The sequence below is a fragment of the Pseudomonas sp. S4_EA_1b genome, from assembly GCF_016307435.1.
GTDB classification, from domain to species: domain Bacteria; phylum Pseudomonadota; class Gammaproteobacteria; order Pseudomonadales; family Pseudomonadaceae; genus Aquipseudomonas; species Aquipseudomonas rhodesiae.
The window spans coordinates 30,358-46,024 of the sequence record NZ_JAEILC010000066.1; the positions used below are offsets into that span (position 1 = coordinate 30,358).

Here is a 15,667-nt window from a genome sequence, read left to right on the forward strand (position 1 = left end):
GATGAATCAGGACAATCTGATCGAAATCCGCGACCTCAGCGTCGAGTTTGTGACCGGCGAGCATCATCACCGGGTGGTGAGCAACGTCAGCTTCGATATCAAGCGCGGTGAAACCCTCGCGCTGGTGGGCGAAAGCGGTTCCGGCAAATCGGTGACCGCCCACTCGATCCTGCGCCTGCTGCCCTACCCGCTGGCGCGGCATCCGTCCGGCACCATCCAGTACGCGGGGCAGGACCTGTTGACTCTTAAGGAAAAACCCCTGCGGCACATTCGCGGTAACCGCATCGCGATGATTTTCCAAGAGCCGATGACCTCGCTGAACCCACTGCACAACATCGAAAAGCAGATCAACGAGGTGCTTGGCCTGCACAAGGGCCTCACCGGCAACGTCGCCACCCAGCGCACCCTGGAGCTGCTGGAGCTGGTGGGCATCCCTGAACCGCACAAGCGCCTCAAGGCCCTGCCCCATGAATTGTCCGGCGGCCAGCGGCAGCGCGTGATGATCGCCATGGCCCTGGCCAACGAGCCGGAACTGCTGATCGCCGACGAGCCCACCACCGCTCTGGACGTCACCGTGCAGTTGAAAATCCTCGAACTGCTCAAGGAACTCCAGGCGCGCCTGGGCATGGCCTTGCTGCTGATCAGCCACGACCTGAACCTGGTGCGACGCATCGCTCATCGCGTGTGCGTGATGCAGCAAGGTTGCATCGTTGAGCAGGCCGATTGCCAGACGCTGTTCCAGGCCCCGCAGCACCCCTATACCCAGGAACTGCTGGCCGCCGAGCCCAGCGGCGGGCCGGCGACCAATGCCGTCGGGCCGCCGTTGCTGGTGGTGGATGACCTCAAAGTGTGGTTCCCCATCAAGAAGGGCTTTTTGCGCAGCACCGTCGATTACGTCAAAGCGGTGGACGGCATCCACTTCAGCCTGCCCCAGGGCCAAACCCTGGGCATCGTCGGCGAAAGCGGCTCGGGCAAATCCACCCTGGGCCTGGCGATTCTGCGCTTGATCGGCAGCCGCGGCGGCATTCGTTTCGAAGGCCAGCAAATGGACGCCCTCAACCAGCAGCAGGTGCGCCCGCTGCGCCGGGAAATGCAGGTAGTGTTCCAGGACCCGTTCGGCAGCCTGAGCCCACGCATGTGCGTCAGCGAGATCGTCGGCGAAGGATTGCGCATCCATAAGATGGGCACCCCGGCCGAGCAGGAAGCGGCGATTATCGCGGCGCTCAAGGAAGTCGGCCTGGACCCCGACTCGCGCCATCGCTACCCCCACGAATTCTCCGGTGGTCAGCGCCAGCGCATCGCCATTGCCCGCGCGTTGGTGCTCAAGCCGCGCTTGATCCTGCTCGACGAGCCCACCTCGGCCCTCGACCGCACGGTGCAGCGCCAAGTGGTGGAGCTGCTGCGCAACCTGCAAGCCAAGTACAACCTCACCTACCTGTTCATCAGCCACGACTTGGCGGTAGTCAAGGCGCTGAGTCACCAATTGATGGTGATCAAGCAGGGCCAAGTGGTGGAGCAAGGTGATGCGCAGGCGATCTTTGCCGATCCACAACATGCCTATACCCAGCAATTGCTCAAAGCCGCGTTTCTGGCGGCGCCCGACGACTGCCCGACGCATAGCGCTCCCTGACTGCCCTGGCGGAACCACACCACAACCGGTGCGGAAAGCCCTGCTACTGAAGCGACCGCCAACGGAGGGATGATCCGGGTTTAGCCACCCGGAGCCCTCTTCATGGACGATTTCCCCAGCCTGGCCCTGAGCGGGGCCGACCCGCACGATGGCATTGCGATGTCAGTCACCGTCGGTCCCTCCAGCGCCACGCCGCTTGAGCCCCAGACACACCCCAGCGGCGACGCCGCCTTGATCGCGCGGTTGATCAGCCTGCTCTCCGGCACGACAGACGCAGCCTTGCCCGCCGCAACCACGCCGGTACCCATCCCCGAACTATCCCTGCTGGGTCAGTGGTGCGCGGCGTTCAGCAAGGCCGTCAACAGCAAGGACTTTATCGCCTGGGCCGCTACAGAAGGCATGGTGCTGAGCACACTGCGGGTACATGACAGCAACCTCCACGTCACCGCACACGGCGTGCCCAAGGTGTTTACCCTGGCGGGCACGTCCAAATGGTGGACGTTGGCCAAACCCATCATTTTCATCAGCCAACTGCTCGACCCGCTCGCGCTGGGCATGCCATACATCGGCACCAAATCTAATGACGGCATCACCACACTGACGCTGAACCTCGTACTGGCGTTCCATGGCTACCCTATGCCAACCAATCGCCTCGCGGCACTGGCGATCATTGAGGAATTGCGTGCGCTGCAAGCCTTTCCGGCGTTTGACGATAACGGCCGCAGCAAATCGATCATCCACGCGGAACTGACGCAACAGCGGCTCGATTTTCAGCGATTGGCCACTGCCCTGGAGCAATGTGACGGAACACCTACCGAGCTCAGCCATACCCGCGTGGACCTGACCTCCCACTCGACGCTGGCCAAAAGCGTCAAGGAAGCCGCGCTGCTGTTGTACTTGATCCTGGATGAGCACCACCTCGTCGATGCCCAGGCCCACTACGATTTCGCGCGCCAGTTGATCTGTGTGACCGAGCGCGATACGGCCCAGGAACAACGCACGCTGCTGCCCTCACCGACGCCACATTGGGAACGGTTGGTGCTGCTGGGTGCGCAACTGGGGGTGCGCATCTACCCCGATCACTCCGTCGACCTCACCGACGCCCTGACGGCCTACGGCTTCGAACCTGTGCAAGGGCCCGCACATATCGGTGCGTTGATCCAGCGCTTGCGCCAATGGCCGACGCCCGCGCAACCGGTGGTGCTCAAGGCTGTGCGTACCGCGGCAACACTCAGACGCTTTCGCCATTATGTGGGCATGATGAATGACCGCCACCGCCTGCGTACCGTGCTGACGCAAATGATCGGCAGCGGCCTGTTACAAGGGCCTGACGGCCTGGATCAGGTGATCAGTGGCGACCCGGACGCGCTCCGGGCCACAGTGAAGAGTGCCTACCGCCACTTACGCCTGGTGACCGACGATCCGGCCTTTCTGGCCCTGCGTACCCGCCTGCGCATCGATCCCGCCAGCCACGTGCTGCTGAGCGAATCCGGCAACATTGAGGCACGCGACTTGGACGGCGTCTGGAAGTCCCTGAACGATGCCGTGGCCGAGCATGACCACCTGCTGGAGCGGGTATCGCAATTGCGGTCGCTGGCCGCCCGAACGGGTGGCCAGTTGCGCACCAACGACACGGTGAGCGTGCAGCAGGCGTTGCGGTTGTACGGTTTTCGTGTGCCGCAAAGCCTGGCGGATGCTCGGCGGGTGCTGCAACGCCTGGAAGTCAGCCTGCCACAACGGTCAAGCCAGGGCTCGTATTGGCGTGCACTCAAGCCGCGCGACGCGCGCCCTTCGGCCTGGACCCTGTCCCCGCAGGAGCGTGAACAGCTCGTCGCGCTCAGCCTCGACTTTATGCAGGGCCAGCCCGGCACGCTGTTCGAATACCTGAGCCAGCCCCTGCTGACCGGCAAGACTGTGGCTGACGTCAGAGCCGAAGCCGATTACCTGATCCCGTGCCTGCTCGCATCGCCCCTGGCCCAACAACTGGGCGAAGTGCTGTCCAACACCCTGCACTGGCATGGCGGCCACGCCAGCGAACGGGGCGAAAGCGGCAGCCGCAACGCGCTGATACTGGCCGCGCTGATCCTGAGCCTGGACCCAAGGTTCGAGGCACATCCCACGGGTATCCAGGTGCTGGACTGGCACGGCGACTTCTATTGGGGCGAGTCCATACCGTTCGTGCGCCGGGACATCGAAACCGCTATGGGTGTGTTGGACAGACCCACGGCGGCCCTGGCGGCGCACTTGATCCTCAGTGAAAAAGGCCCACAGTTGCTGGTGCGCGACATCCCCGAAGACGAGCCCTACCTGGGCTCACATACCTGGACGCTGTTCTGTCAGTACGTTATGTACCTGGAAAAAAGCCTGCCGGGCTCGTCCCGTCAATTCACCCACGCGCAGATCATGGCCCTCGCGTACCTGCCACCCGAAGATCGCTGGCAGACCTTTCTTGACAGCCCTCAGGCCACCACGGCGGTGCTGGAGTGGGCCGTGGTCAACGGCGTGCTGGCGCCTCAACGGCGCTATGGCACACAGTCCGTGAAAAACGCGGTCGATGCGATCAATGCCCAGCGGACACGCCTGCGCAGCACCCTGGAAGCGTTCGCCGAACCCGTGGTATGGCTGCGCCAGACCGCCCTGAACGACCTGCGCCGCGTGTATCCCGACAACGGCTGGCTGGAGGCGCGCATCCTGATGTGGCTGCCGCTTGACTCGCCATTTTCTGAAGACAAGCGCTTCGAAGGTATCCATACCGGCCCTAAATATTCGTTCACCGATCTGCATATGGCCGGCGACCTGGACGCCACCTCCCAGCATTGGCACTCGTCCCAGCCAGCCGTCAAATATCGACAGATGGCCAAGCGCTTTCATTTGCTGGGGTCGGTCAGCCAGGTATTTTTCCAAGCCTTCGATCACAAGTTGCAACAGCTCAAGGCGGCTTATCGCGAGTCCATCTGTTTTGGGTTGTCGCAACTGACCCTGCCGCGCCGAGAGGCGCTGGAATACGGTCAGGTGCGATTTTTCCAGCTCAGCCGCCCCAGCGCCTCAAGCAGTGCCGCCGCCCAAGTGGGACGATTCGGTGTGCTGATGGCCGTCACCTATGTCAGCACCACGTATGTCTACGAATGCTTCCCCAGGCAACTGCTTATACGCCCTCGCCTCGACCTCGATGCCCGGCAATTGCCGCAGGGCGTCGACACCGCCAGCCACTTCGACTGGGCAGCCTATGCACAGGGTGCGTGGCCACAAGACCCAGGGTCGTCGACAGCGACCACTGATTTGCTCCTCACCCCGCTCGGCAATAACCTGCCCCAGGCGCCCGAAGTGCCGCCACTGGATAGCCTGGGCAGACGCGTGCCACGCACGCTGGACTCACCGCGCAGCCATGCAGTGGCCGACGTTATCCTGGAGCACCCATTGCACGATGGCCTGGCCTTGCGCGAAAAAGCCAAGCGACCACTGACGCTGCTTGAAGCCGCAAGCGGCACCGACCCGTGGGCCGACTTTTTGCTGGAAATGGCGCTCAAGGCAGACTGACGCTTGAACAGTCGGCGCTTTGATATAAAGTTGCTCACTCGATCTGCGCCAGGAGCCCTGCCCATGACCACCGCGACCGCCCCTGTTTTCTGGCGCGACCCAGCGCTGGCGTTTATCGAAGCGCGTACCATCGCCGACGGGCGCAAAGTCACTTATGCACGGCACGCCCACGAGCACTTTTCCATCGGTGCGATCACCACCGGACGCAGCTATTACCACTACGGTGCCGACACGTTTGAAATCAGCGCTGGCACCGTGGTGTTGATGAACCCCGGCGATGTCCATGCCTGCAACCCCATCGCCAACGAGCAGTGGTCCTACCAGATGCTGTATATCGACACGCCCTGGCTCACCGAGCTGCAATATCAGTTGGGTTTCAGCACCGATCAGGGCTACCGGCCATTCGACACACCGTATACCCGCGACCCACTGCTGTACCGTGGCTTGCTGGAGCTGTACCGCATCGTCGTGGATGAGCAGGCCGAACACCTGCAAAAGCAGAGCGCGCTGGTGAGTTACTTCAGCGACGTGCAGCAACGCCTGAACCCGTCGCCGACGCCGGTGCGTGAGGTGAACCACAAGCTGGAACGGGCAGCCGAATACATCCGGGAACACTGCACTCAAGCGTTGAAGCTCGAAGCTATTTGCCAGGCGGCCGAGCTGTCGCCTTCTTACTTGATCCGTGCGTTCAAGCAGTATTACGGGCTGACGCCCCATGCCTTTTTGGTTAACCAACGCATTCAATTTGCCCGCGCCCAATTGCGCCAGGGCGAGCTGATCGCCGATGTGGCCCTGGCCGCCGGGTTTGCCGACCAGGCGCATTTCCAGCGCGCGTTCAAGCAGCACTTCGCCGCCACGCCGGGGCAATACCGCGACCGCCTCAAGCCATCAGCAAATAACCCACACTGGCCACCAGCAACGCGGCCATTGAACGGTTGAACACCCGCACGCCCTGGGGGTTGCTCAGGTAGCGGCGCAAAAAGGTGCCGGCGTAGGCCCAGCACGCCACCGACAGGTAGCAGATCACCAGATAGAGGCCGGCAAACACCCAGACCTGCGCCCTGGCGCCGTCCGCCACAAACAACCCCATCCCCGCAACACAAGCCAGCCAGGCTTTGGGGTTGAGCCATTGCATGATTGCGCCGTAGAGCATCGATGGCGCGGTAGCACGGCCTTGGGCGTCCAAGCGCCCATCATCCACCGCCAGTTTCCAAGCCATGTACAGCAGGAAGGCCACCCCGCCCCACTGAATCAGCTGAGTCAGGATCGGCCAGCGCAGCAGCACCTCATGCAGGCCCAGGCCAATCAGCACCAACAGCACGGTAAAGCCCACGGCGGCGCCGAATACATGTTTCTGGCTGGCGGCAAAACCGAAGCGCGCGCCCGAACTGAGCGCCACCACATTGACCGGGCCGGGGGTGATGGAGGTGGCCAGCGCGAAAGCGGCCATGGAAAGAATCAAGCTCATGACGAATCCCTGTGACAGTGAAGATAACGTCACGGTAAAGGGACGACGGCATCTGGTATTGAATAAAATGCCCCCCTAAAGCGCTATTTCGCGAATAACTCACGGTCCCGCATCTTCACATGACCGGTGCGGTAATAGGCATCGAACCAGGGTTTGTCCCCGGGTGCCGGTGGTTTGGCCAGGCGCAAGGTATCCAGCGCGCCAGGTTGACTGGCATTGACTCGGAAGTGGAAATGGTCGAACAGGCGCAACGCTTCAACCGCGTACACCACGGCGATCCTGCGGTCTTCGATGCGGATCAGGTGGTCGCCGTTGTTTTTCTCCCCTCCCTCGGCGAGGTTGGAAGAACCGGTGTACACCGTGGGATTTACGCCATTGAAATCCGTGACCACGAACTTGCTGTGCACCATGTTCCCGGCATTGCCTGACCACTCGGCCTTGAACGGTGCCGGGGCATTGCTGGCCAGATAAGCGAACGGCAGCAGGCCCACTGAGCCATCCGGCTTACGCACAGCCAACTGGCCCTTACGCTGGGCAACACCGTAGGAGAACAGCGCGCGCTGCATCAACTCATCCAGCGAATGGCGCACATTGCCGCTGATCAGGTTGAGAAACACCACCGAGTACAGTACCGAACTGCTGGCCTGCTCAATGCTGGCGGCAATCGCGTCCAGGGACAAGCCACTGTCGGCGTGGGGCGCAAAACACAGCGAGACCTTGGAGCCCGGCCGGTCGCGCACCACCCACCAGCGTTGCGACAGCGGGTTCTTGCGAAAGGCCATGGGCGCGGCCCAGTAAGCTTCGAATACCTCGGAGAACTTGCCGGCCACGCGCTCATCGTCGAACAGCAACACGTTGTTGGCCTGGATATACAAGCCACGCAGCGCAAAGTTGGTGGAGCCGCCGAGCACCCGTATCGCCCGCCCGTCACGCCTTACGATCAACACCTTATGGTGTTGCTGGCTGGAAAAATGCAGGCGCTTGACCTGGGCCCCCGCGCTGGCGAGGCGCGCAGCGCTGAGGCTTTCACAGCTGTCGGCGGCGCCCTGCTCGCCGTGGTCGTCAATGATCGCGCGCAGGCGCGGGCCGAGTTGCTCCAGGCGGCGCAGGATGTCGGGTTCTTTGCTTTCGTAGATCAGCGCATCGAGGGTTAACTGCGGGTCGTTGGCGACCTGATCCAGAACTTGCAAAATCAATCGTCGCGCCTCGAAACCCAGCCATTGGTAATGGGCTTCGAAGGGCGCCATATCCAGATCCAGATACGCCCTGGGGGCGGCCCCTGCCGGCGGCAGGATGCGGGTCTCATTGTCGAACCGATCACCGTAGGCTTGGGACGAGGCGAAACCGCGGGTAAACCCGACATTCAGGAAACCACTGATCGTCTGGGCCTCAAGGCAAATCTGGTTTTCCACCGCCACGCCCTTGCGCAACGCGCCGTCGGCGCCCATGTAGCAGGCGGTGACCCGGTACCGATAGACACCCGGCAGGATCTGGCTGGGCACGTGAATCCAGCGGAATTTCTGGAACGGCGCCTCGGTAGAAGCAAAGCTGCGCGGCCGCTCCGGCGTGGGTGGGTAGTCGAAATGCAGGCGATTGTGCAGTGCACCCCAGTGGTCGGCACCGGGGTAACGCACTTCGATGCTGAAGCCGACAAAATCACGGGTAGCGAGGTCTGGCGCCAAGTCGAATGCCAGTAGTGCGCTACCCTCTGCGCGATACAACTTGAAGGTCAGTCCCTGAAAGGTTGTCTTACTTTCAAAGTCAGTGTCCAAGCGATGTTCCTTTTGCCTGAAGGCAGTCTTTGAAAGTTTAGCGCCTGTATCACTTCCAGCCAGTGAACCCTGGACATTCTAGCGTTGCGCCGGAATGCGGATATCGCCCCCGCGACATTGGCTTTTCACACTGCGTGGGCAGCCGGCGAAGGCCAGGTCCTTGGTCAGGCACACGCGCACCTCCGACAGCACCTTACCTTTGCAAATCACTGCCAGCCCGTGATTACCCATGCGTGGATTGCTTTCGCGAAACAGCGCCTCGATATCGCGGGCCTGCAGCGTCGGCGGCGTGTTGAAGGGCTGCAATTGCTCGGGGATCACCACTGCCCCTAATGCCGCGTCGGTTTTGTCCAGATACGCCAACGGTTCCAGGCCGCTGCAGGTGCCATGCTTGGCCCATTCGTGCCTGAGCAGCGCACGGGTCGGAAACAACGTGGCACCCTTGTCCAGCGCCTCACGGCTCAGTTGCGATTGCGGCGCACACGACGCCGGCCAACCGCCCCGTGCGTATTGCGGCCACAGCCCGTGCAGCACAAAACCATAGCCCTTGCCCGAGCACTGTTCGTTGTCCGGGTGGGTCAGGCAAAACGTCGGCGACCACGACAACGACAGCACATAAAAATCAAACTGCCCCGGCGTGCCTTGATCACGCGGTGCCGCCAATGCGCCCGTGGAGAGCACCAGGCAAATCAACATCCAGTATTTCATCTACCGATTCCTTGAAAAAAACCAGGTGTACCGCGTTCAGCCAGGGTGATTGGGGTTACGTTGCAACACCTTATCCAAGATTCGATCGGTCTTCAGCGCCTCGATGGCCAACGAAGGGTGCTCGGCCTCGCCGCGAATATGGGCATTCATGGCCAGCACATGGTGCCACTGGATATGCGCGTGGCACGGCACGTCTAGCACTTCGTTGAATTCGCCTTCCAGGCGCAGCGGTTGCTCCTCGAACACCGAGAACACAATGCGCCCACGACTGCCGATCAGTTCGACCCGGTCTTCCTTGCGATCCGCGACAAAGTTCCAGCAGCCCATGCCCAGCGCGCCCGAGCCGAAAGTCCAGCAGGCCGTCACAGCATCTTCCGCTGCATAGCGCCCGGCCTGACGCGCGGTAAAACCGGACACTTCGACGATATCCCCGGCCAGGTACTGAAACAGATCAAACCCATGGCTGGCCAGGTCGGCAAAGTAGCCACCGCCGGCGATCAGCGGATCGGTGCGCCAGTTGGCGGCGCTGGCATCCTCGGCACCCGGTGGCTTGCATAGGGTCCAGGTGAGGTGACGCAGCTCACCAATGCGCCCGTCCTGTAGCCACTGCCGCACCTGCTGGAAACGCGGCAGGGAACGCCGGTAGTAGGACACAAACAGGTGCAGCCCGGCGCGCTCGAAGGTGCGCTGCATCAGCGCGCTTTGCTCGGCATTCAGGGCCATGGGTTTTTCGACGCAGCAATGCTTGCCGGCGGCGGCCACCATCAGGCTGTATTCCAAGTGGCTGTCGGGGGGTGTGGCAATGTACACGGCCTCCACGTCGGGGTCGTTGATCAGCGCCTGGGCATCGGTGTAGAAGCGGTCAATCTGATGACGTGCCGCATAATCGCGCACGGCCTCCTCACGGCGCCCCATCACCGCGACCAGGGCCGAACCTGGCGCTTTGTAAAAGGCGGGTCCACTCTTTACTTCAGTGACACTGCCACAGCCGATCATGCCCCAGCGTACGGTCGTCATGGTTTACCTCGTGCGTTCTGATCAATCGGGCAGTATCCACATACCCACGGCCACGCGCCATAACCACTTAGCATGACAATTGCATTACACTTTTGTGACAGTTGATTCTTACGAGGCACAGACCATGAAAATCCGGGCAACGGTCATTTGCGAACACGAGGGGCGTATCCTCTTCGTGCGCAAAGCCCGATCAAAATGGGCCTTGCCCGGCGGCAAGGTTGAACGCGACGAACGCCCGGTGGGCGCCGCCGAACGCGAACTGGAAGAAGAAACCGGGTTGAATGTGGATGGCTTGCTGTACCTTCAGGAACTCAAGGCCCGCGACACCGTGCACCATGTGTTCGAAGCTTCGGTGGTGAACATTGAAGACGCGCGGCCATGCAACGAGATCGTCGATTGCCAGTGGCATGCCTATACCGCCATGGACCAGCTGGACACTACGGATGCCACGCGTCATATCGTCAAATCCTTTCTGCGGCGCCTCTAGTAACGGGCGCTGCGGTGGGCGCCGGCTGAAGCTCCCACCGCAGCAGTCAGATGAGCCGTGCAGCAGGTCTCAATAGGTAATCTGAGGTGCAGACGCGGTATCGCTTGACGCTTGATCGTCACGTTTTACCCGGATGTGCTCCGGGAGGCTGTCCACCTGCTCACCGCCAAAATCGGTAATCGCATCCAACGAGTTGGATTGAACCTGGTCGTATGCCGAGGCGGCCACTGGGGAAACACTGTTCATATTTTTTTCCTTCCTACTCTGACCGACGGGGTGCCGGGCATCTTCGAGTACCGTCTTCGTGGCGCCTTCGAAACATCCAGTTCCAAACCACTATCTATCCTTCCGCACTGCCGACCGCTGATCAGCACCGCCCGTGACCTCCCGTCCGTTGCCTCGCGCAACACTTGACTCCCGGCGTGGATCACAAGAGGCTCTTGGCACTTAGCCATCATTTCGAGCAGTCCGTAATGAGCCATATTCCTTCGAGCCAAACCGACAGTGATGTCTACAAAACGCTGCTGGAGTCCACTAAAGCCATACCTTGGCGTATCGAGTGGCAGAGCATGACCTTCAGCTACATCGGGCCGCAGATCGAAACAGTGCTGGGCTGGAGCCAGCAGAGTTGGGTCAGCGTGGACGACTGGGTCGAGCGCATGCACCCGGACGACCGGGAGTATGTGGTGAACTTCTGCGTCTCGCAGTCCCGTGCCGGCGTCGACCATGAGGCCGATTACCGCGCCCTGACGGTGAATGGCGATTACGTGTGGATTCGCGATGTGGTGCATGTGATACGCAAGGACGGCGAAGTCGAAGCACTGATTGGTTTTATGTTCGATATCAGCGAGCGCAAGCAGACCGAAGAGCACTTGATCCGCCTGCAAAAGCAACTTGAGGAATACTCCTATCAGGATGGCCTGACGGGCATCGCCAACCGGCGCATGTTCGACACCGTGCTGGAACGCGAATGGGCCAGCGCCCAGCGCAGCCAATTGCCGCTGTCGTTGATCATTTTGGATATCGATTTTTTCAAGCAGTACAACGACCACTTCGGCCACATCAAAGGCGACGACTGCCTACGCCAAGTAGCGCGCACATTGGCACTGGCCGCGAATCGGCCAAGGGACTTTATCGCGCGGATCGGCGGCGAAGAGTTCGTGTGGTTGCTGCCGGAAACCGACGCTGCATCCGCCCGGCAAGTGGCACGACGCTGCCTGCACCTGATCTGCCAACAGGAGATCGAACATCCGCATTCCTCCGTGTCCCACCTGTTAACGTTGAGCCTGGGTGTCGGCACGCGGCTAGTCACAGCGGGTAGCGAAGCGCTGGAATTCGTCGAGGAGGTCGACAAGTTGCTGTATCAGGCCAAGCATGATGGCCGCATGCGTGCGGCGTTTGCCGACGATTGAACCCGGCCTGCGGCCAAATCACAGGCAAAAAAAATCCCAAGTAGCTGATGGAAACTTGGGATTTAAAAATGCATAAACCGTGGGAGGTGAACGCACGGCTATGGTAACCATTGCAAAAAGCTGTAACAACATTATTTACGTCCTTTCGTCGGATTAAAAACGCTGTAAGTGCTTCAATATCCACATGTTTTTTATGTCTTAGCGGATATTAAGTGCCACCTTTTGGTGCAACTAGTCCACTTATAAAAAAGGGTTATTACTTATAACGGCGCGCTCGCTTTCTTCGATTCTTCGTTCAGTTGTTCGCACGTATCGCGCACATCCGCCCCGCCGAACGCCGTCGCACTAGCCACCCGCGCCACTTGCCGACACAGGGTCAGACGCTCGGCGGCGCTCTGTCGCTGACGGTCCGCTTCGGCGTTGATCTGCATGAAATAGGCGCCGAGCATCAGCGCCACGCCGACCACGCCGGCGACCAGGTAGAGCACGCTGTTGGATGAGGAGTGTTCTGGCTGCTGCATGACCGTTTGCGCCCTGCTCTCGTGGCAATCACGACGCAATTGTATGCAAACGGACATACTGGATTTGTGGTGGATTTGTAATCCGGGTGCGCGTATTTACTTACGCGCCACTTTGTAACGCACGCAGTCCTGATAAAAGCTCTGGCGAATGGCTTCAGGCTTGAGCCGCGAACGGCTGTCGTAGGTTTGCTCGGTAATGCCCATGGCCATCATGCGCATCCACGATTTGCTGAATTTAAGGGTTTGGATTTTCTGACGGGCGGCATACAGCGACACACCCGACAGTTTCAGCTCTTGGGCCCTGGCGGCGGTGCCGGCGCCCCAACTGCACATGTACTTGTCACCCTCACGCAACTCACGTGCCTGCACGGCCGTCGCGCCGCCTGCCAGGGAGCAGGCGATCAGCATGATTCCAACATTGCGCATTTGCATCCCACCTAACCACCTGAAAATAAACGCGATTCTGGCGAGGATTTTGTTACAAAGGGGCCATTAAAATGCCTTATCGCAGGCTCCTCGGCCCGCCCACTTCCCTGTGGGGCGCGAGCTTGGCACACGTCACGTCTTTACCACTGGTAGGTGGCACTCGCCTGTACCGTGCGCTGCGAGCCATACCAGCACCATGAATACGAGTAGCACGACGCGACGTACTCTTTATTGGCCAGGTTGGTGGCGTTCAATGCCAGGCGCAGCTTGTCGTTGAGGTTGACGATATTTGGGATGTCGTAATGCACCGCAGCGTCAAACAAGGTGTAGCCGGGCACTTTCAACGTGTTGGCGGTATCGCCCCAGGAAGAGCCAACATAGCGGGCACCCGCCCCCGCGCCAAAGCCTTTGAGGTGGCCGTCGCGGAAGGTGTAGTCGGCCCATGCCGAAGCGGTATGCCGTGGCACGCCGTAGGTGGTGGTGCCTTCCACCGGGACCGTCGGGCCGACGCCAATATCGCTGATTGGCGCATAGCGCACGGTGCTGTTTGACTTGGAGGCGCGGTTGTCCAGGTAAGCGTAAGCGGCGGTGATATCGAGGTTATCGCTCAGGCTGGCCTTGCCCTCCAGTTCAAAGCCGCGGGATTGCTGTTCGCCATCCTGAATCTGGCAGCGACCGTTACCACACAGGTGGGTCGGATCCGGGTCCATGGTCGGCACGTTGCTCTGGCGCAGGTCGAAAATCGCCGCGGTGATAAAACTGTTGCTGCCCGGCGGCTGATACTTGATGCCCAGTTCATATTGCTTGCCCTCGGTCGGCTTGAACACCGAACCGCCGTAGCCGGTCCCCGATTGCGGGTTGAACGACTCCGCGTAACTCACATACGGCGCCAGGCCGTTATCGAACAGATACACCAGCCCTACACGCCCGGTGAACGCCTCACTGTCCAAGGAGGACTTGCTCTTGGCACCGGTGCGCAGCGTCTTGGTAGTGCCATCGGTGCTGGCCCAGTCATACCGGCCGCCCAGCAGCAGCACCCAGTTGTCCCACTTCATCTGCTCTTGCAGGTAAACCCCGGTTTGCTCGCTGCGTGAAGTGGCGTCCGTGGCGAAGGCCGGCGTGGTCACCGGGGCGCCGTATACGGGATCGAAGATATCCAGTGAAGGCCCCGAGCCATAACCCGCCTTGGTATCGGTGCTGGTGTTCTGGTAATCGGCGCCCATCAACAGCGTATGCTGCAACGGCCCGGTGTCGAATTTGGCCTGCACCTGGTTGTCGAGGTTGTAGGCATCCATGTCCACATCGGTGGCAATGGTCGAGCGAGTAGACGTGCGGTAATCGGCCTGCAGATAGCTGTTGTAGATGCTGCGATAGATGCCCTCGGCACGCAGATAGCGTGCATTCTGGCGCAGCGTCCACACGTCGTTGAAATGGTGTTCGAACGCGTAGCCGACGGAGTAATACTCACGATCGCTTTTCTCGAAGTTCTTTTCACCGTCGTAGTAGTCCACGTCGATCTTGCGCCCGGTGGGGCTGTGCAGCACCGAGCCCCAAGCCGGTACCGAGCCGTAGGATGCGCCCTTGGGGTCTTTCTGAAAGTGCCCCAGCAAGGTCAGCGATGTGTCCTCGTCCGGGCGCCAGGTAAAGGCGCTGGACAACGACTGACGACGGGTCTCGGTGTGTTCGACCTGGCCATCGGCATCGTCGAAAAGACCGGCGACACGGTAGGAATACACCCCTTGATCGTCAAGCGGGCCGCTGAGGTCGAAGGTGGTGCGCTTTTTATCAAAGGTGCCGTATTCGACGCCCACTTCATGGAACGGCACATCCAGCGGCCGCTTGGTAACCATATTGATCACACCGCTGGGCGAACCCTGGCCGTATAGCACCGAGGCGGGGCCACGCAGCACTTCGACCCGTTCCAAATCGAACGCATCTTTCTGCGGCAAGGCATCGCGGCTGGACGGCATGCGCAGGCCGTCGAGGTAAGTGGTGGGCAAGAAGCCACGAATGGTCAACTGGTCGAGGCGCGAGGCGGTGGCGCCACGGGTTTCCGGCACCACGGCGGCGCTGTAGCGCAGGATCTGATTGAGGCTTTCGGCGTTCTGGGCACGCATCTGGTCTTTAGTGACCACCGAGATCGACTGCGGGGTTTCGATCAGCGCGGTATCGGTCTTGGTCGCCGACAGGCTGCGCGTGGCCACATAACCGGGCACCGGACCGGTGGGGCTTTCGGCCTGGTAAGCCGCGTTGATGGTGGTGGCCTGCAGTTGCATGGCCCCGCCGCTGTCCGGGATCGCCTCCAAGCGATAACGGTCGCCGGAAAGTTTCAGCGCCTGCAAACCGGTGCCGGCCAGCAATTGGTTCAACGCCCCATCGATATCGTACTGCCCGCTCACGCCCGGGCTGCGCTTGCCTCGGGTCAGCTCTGCATCGAACGCCAGCACCAGCCCCGCCTGCTCGGCCAGGTTATTGAGCGCCTGGCTCAAATCACCGGCCGGCACCTGGAAGCCGCGCTGGGCGCTGCTTTCTTCGGCGAAGGAGGACTGGACGGTCAACAACGGCACAGCGGCAAAAGCCATCGCCACCGACAAAGCCAGCGGATGCAAGGGACGAGCAAGACGCGACATGATAAATCCTGCGTAATTGAGGTTCTATCTACCATGACGGCCAGCTTGGAAAATCGGGT

Annotated in this window: 13 protein-coding genes; 5 read left to right on the forward strand and 8 right to left on the reverse strand. The window is 60.9% G+C overall.

The annotated features are described in order from the left end of the window. Position 1: 1 nt before the first annotated feature. The 3 genes from YA0848_RS20980 (at position 2) to YA0848_RS20990 (ending at position 6,106) form a co-directional block, all read left to right on the forward strand. Complete coding sequence (locus YA0848_RS20980) at positions 2 to 1,630, forward strand: ABC transporter ATP-binding protein (protein WP_169903195.1); 1,629 nt, start codon at positions 2 to 4, stop codon at positions 1,628 to 1,630. 102 nt (positions 1,631 to 1,732) lie between these two features. Next, positions 1,733 to 5,167: a hypothetical protein gene (locus YA0848_RS20985; protein WP_034097021.1), complete on the forward strand. Its 3,435-nt coding sequence runs from the start codon at positions 1,733 to 1,735 to the stop codon at positions 5,165 to 5,167. A 63-nt stretch (positions 5,168 to 5,230) separates the two neighbouring features. Further along, positions 5,231 to 6,106, forward strand: coding sequence for an AraC family transcriptional regulator (locus YA0848_RS20990; RefSeq protein ID WP_169903194.1), 876 nt, complete (start codon positions 5,231 to 5,233; stop codon positions 6,104 to 6,106). Here the strand turns inward: YA0848_RS20990 and YA0848_RS20995 are convergent. The 4 genes from YA0848_RS20995 to YA0848_RS21010 all read right to left on the reverse strand — a co-directional run bounded on the left by YA0848_RS20995 (position 6,048) and on the right by YA0848_RS21010 (position 10,132). Beyond that, positions 6,048 to 6,635 carry a LysE family translocator gene (locus YA0848_RS20995; protein WP_040268046.1) on the reverse strand — a complete coding sequence of 196 codons (588 nt, stop codon included), beginning with the start codon at positions 6,633 to 6,635 and terminating at the stop codon, positions 6,048 to 6,050. The genes YA0848_RS20990 and YA0848_RS20995 overlap by 59 nt on opposite strands. 83 nt (positions 6,636 to 6,718) lie before the next feature. Next, complete coding sequence (locus YA0848_RS21000) at positions 6,719 to 8,407, reverse strand: phospholipase D-like domain-containing protein (RefSeq protein ID WP_169903193.1); 1,689 nt, start codon at positions 8,405 to 8,407, stop codon at positions 6,719 to 6,721. Between the two features lie 78 nt (positions 8,408 to 8,485). Beyond that, entirely contained in the window at positions 8,486 to 9,115 is a 630-nt protein-coding gene (locus tag YA0848_RS21005) for a ribonuclease T2 family protein (protein WP_169903192.1), read from the reverse strand. Between the two features lie 36 nt (positions 9,116 to 9,151). Continuing rightward, a complete protein-coding gene (locus YA0848_RS21010; RefSeq protein WP_198712574.1) occupies positions 9,152 to 10,132 on the reverse strand; it encodes a Gfo/Idh/MocA family protein in 981 nt (326 codons plus the stop codon). A 124-nt stretch (positions 10,133 to 10,256) separates the two neighbouring features. Between YA0848_RS21010 and YA0848_RS21015 the strand changes: the two genes are divergently transcribed. After that, a complete protein-coding gene (locus YA0848_RS21015) occupies positions 10,257 to 10,619 on the forward strand; it encodes an NUDIX hydrolase (RefSeq protein ID WP_169903190.1) in 363 nt (120 codons plus the stop codon). 69 nt (positions 10,620 to 10,688) lie between these two features. Here YA0848_RS21015 and YA0848_RS21020 read toward each other — a convergent pair whose 3' ends face one another. Continuing rightward, positions 10,689 to 10,865, reverse strand: a complete 177-nt coding sequence (locus YA0848_RS21020; RefSeq protein WP_158231154.1) for a hypothetical protein — start codon at positions 10,863 to 10,865, stop codon at positions 10,689 to 10,691. A gap of 227 nt (positions 10,866 to 11,092) precedes the next feature. Here YA0848_RS21020 and YA0848_RS21025 point away from each other — a divergent pair, with 227 nt between their 5' ends. Beyond that, complete coding sequence (locus YA0848_RS21025) at positions 11,093 to 12,031, forward strand: sensor domain-containing diguanylate cyclase (RefSeq protein WP_034097013.1); 939 nt, start codon at positions 11,093 to 11,095, stop codon at positions 12,029 to 12,031. 260 nt (positions 12,032 to 12,291) lie between these two features. On the opposite strand, the gene YA0848_RS21030 is transcribed toward YA0848_RS21025, so the two are convergent. The 3 genes from YA0848_RS21030 to YA0848_RS21040 all read right to left on the reverse strand — a co-directional run bounded on the left by YA0848_RS21030 (position 12,292) and on the right by YA0848_RS21040 (position 15,608). Next, positions 12,292 to 12,552 carry a hypothetical protein gene (locus tag YA0848_RS21030; RefSeq protein WP_034097012.1) on the reverse strand — a complete coding sequence of 87 codons (261 nt, stop codon included), beginning with the start codon at positions 12,550 to 12,552 and terminating at the stop codon, positions 12,292 to 12,294. A gap of 96 nt (positions 12,553 to 12,648) precedes the next feature. After that, complete coding sequence (locus tag YA0848_RS21035; RefSeq protein WP_034097359.1) at positions 12,649 to 12,978, reverse strand: hypothetical protein; 330 nt, start codon at positions 12,976 to 12,978, stop codon at positions 12,649 to 12,651. Between the two features lie 140 nt (positions 12,979 to 13,118). Continuing rightward, positions 13,119 to 15,608 (reverse strand): TonB-dependent siderophore receptor, encoded by a 2,490-nt coding sequence (locus YA0848_RS21040; protein WP_169903189.1) that lies wholly within the window; start codon positions 15,606 to 15,608, stop codon positions 13,119 to 13,121. Positions 15,609 to 15,667 lie beyond the last annotated feature (59 nt).